The sequence below is a fragment of the Streptomyces niphimycinicus genome (assembly GCF_018883605.1).
Taxonomy (GTDB): Bacteria; Actinomycetota; Actinomycetes; order Streptomycetales; family Streptomycetaceae; genus Streptomyces; species Streptomyces niphimycinicus.
In genome coordinates this window covers 1-1,894 of the sequence record NZ_JAHLEM010000946.1, presented here as the reverse complement: position 1 = coordinate 1,894, position 1,894 = coordinate 1, and the positions used below count along the sequence as shown (strand labels likewise).

The 1,894-nt window shown below is 66.8% G+C and carries 2 protein-coding genes and 1 pseudogene; 2 read left to right on the top strand and 1 reads right to left on the bottom strand.

The genetic code is table 11. The annotated features are described in order from the left end of the window. Positions 1-273: 273 nt before the first annotated feature. Positions 274-693 (bottom strand): annotated as a pseudogene (locus KN815_RS45955) (ATP-binding protein); the annotation flags it as partial. A 116-nt stretch (positions 694-809) separates the two neighbouring features. Between KN815_RS45955 and KN815_RS45950 the strand changes: the two are divergent. Together KN815_RS45950 and KN815_RS45945 are read left to right on the top strand one after the other, a co-directional pair. Then, the gene (locus KN815_RS45950; RefSeq protein ID WP_216347732.1) at positions 810-1,619 is read left to right on the top strand and encodes a helix-turn-helix domain-containing protein; all 810 of its coding nucleotides are present in this window, start codon (positions 810-812) and stop codon (positions 1,617-1,619) included. After that, positions 1,616-1,876, top strand: coding sequence for a DUF397 domain-containing protein (locus tag KN815_RS45945; RefSeq protein WP_216347731.1), 261 nt, complete (start codon positions 1,616-1,618; stop codon positions 1,874-1,876). Before KN815_RS45950 ends, KN815_RS45945 begins: the two co-directional genes overlap by 4 nt. Positions 1,877-1,894: the final 18 nt, after the last annotated feature.

The following is a 1,894-nucleotide window of genomic DNA, read 5'->3' as shown; positions in this document are numbered from 1 at the left end:
CTGCCCCGCTGCTCAATTGCGCCGAAGGCGCGAGACGAAAGCCGAACCCGGCCGAGCCGCCCAGGCCGGCGGCCTCAACACCCCACCGGCCCGAGGATCGGCACGCCGCCGCGCCCCGGCCCCTGCCTCGCTGAGGTTGGACCATTGGGCCCGGATGTCCGACCGGCGGATCGAGGCGTCACGCTCCGCCGAGCGGATCACCGGCCGCCCCGGCCGTACGTTCCGCCAGTGGGCCACCGAGAATCTCGCTTCGTTCCGGTGAGCCTCGTATCCGGGTGTGCCGTCGAGCTCGGCCCATACCGTTTTGCCGATCAGCTCGGGTACGACGCCCCACCGGTCGGCCAACTCCTCGACCAGCAACAGCCCGTGCCCGCACTCACGCGGCGCCTCGGGCTCGGGCGCCGGGCGCACGGTCGGCAGCCGTTCGACCCGGGGGTCCCGCACCTCGATACGAAGGACGCCCCCGGTGACGCTGAGTGTCAGCCGGAAGTTCCGCCCCGGGACCCGGCCATGCAGCGCGGCGTTGGCAGCCAGCTCGGCGATGATCAACGCCGCCGTCTCATGCGGCAGCCCCCACGAGCGGATGCGTTCCGTCCCGAGAAGTCGTGCCAGGCGAGCGCCCTTGCGGGTGGCCGAGAGCAGGACGGTGAAGGGCGAAACGGAAGTGTCGGTTCGAGTGATTTGTTGGCTCACGTCACTCAGAGTGGCGGCGCGCGAATAGGCTGAAAAGTAGCGACGCCGATACGGGCAGTGACTGTCCGGCCCTGGTCCGGGCCTGTCCGGCGGCGCCGGGTGGGAGGTGGTCCCGTATGGAGGATGAGGAGAGCGGCGCGGTCCTGAGGACGGTCGGCCGTCAGATCAAGTTGTGGCGCGAAGCGGCCGGGCTGAAGCAGGCGGAGTTGGGGGCGGCGATCGGTTACGGCGAGGAGCAGGTTTCGGCCGTCGAACGAGCGCGGCGCATCCCGAGTCCGGAGTTCCTGGAGAACGCGGATCGGGTTCTTGAGGCAGGCGGCAAGATCGCCGCGATGAAGAAGGATGTTGCGGAGGCTCGCTACCCCAAGACGGTGCGGGATCTGGCGAAGTTGGAGTCCGAGGCCGTTGAGCTGGGCGCCTACGGCAACCACAACATGGATGGCCTGTTGCAGACGGAAGAGCACACGCGTGCGCTGTTCACAATGCGACGGCCGCTGCTCTCAGACGACGTGATCGAACAACGGGTGGCGGCCCGAATGGCCCGGCAGGAGATCTTCACCAGCCAGCCCGCGCCCATCTTCAGCTTTGTCCAAGAAGAGGTGACGCTGCGCCGACCCATCGGCGGCAAAATGGTGCAGCGACGACAGCTTGAACACCTGCTCGAATTGGGAAGGTTGCGAAACGTCGAGATCCAAGTGATGCCGACAGAGCGCGACGACCACGCGGGCATGGGTGGCCAACTTCAGCTCCTGAAGCTGAAGGGAGGCACCACAGTGGGCCACGTGGAAGTGCAGCGCTTCACTCGCCTCATCTCCGATCCGCGCGAGGTGCAGACCCTCGAGATCCAATATGGGATTATCCGAGCCCAGGCGCTCACCCCACGGGAGTCGCTGGCCTTCATCGAGAAACTACGGGGAGAGACATGACCCTCAAGCCCTCCGCCGGAGGCGCTCCGAAGTGGACCAAGAGCAGCTACAGCAGCAACGAAGGTCCGCAATGTGTCGAGGTGGCGTGGACGAAGAGCAGCTACAGCAGCGACGACGGCCCTGAGTGCGTTGAGGTCGCCACCACCCTCACCCGCGACATCATCCACATCCGCGACTCCAAGAACCCCAACGGCCCCCAACTCGCTGTCACCCCAGCCTCCTGGACCGCGTTCGTCACCTACGCCAGCAAAAACTAGGGGCCTGGCGGGTCTTGG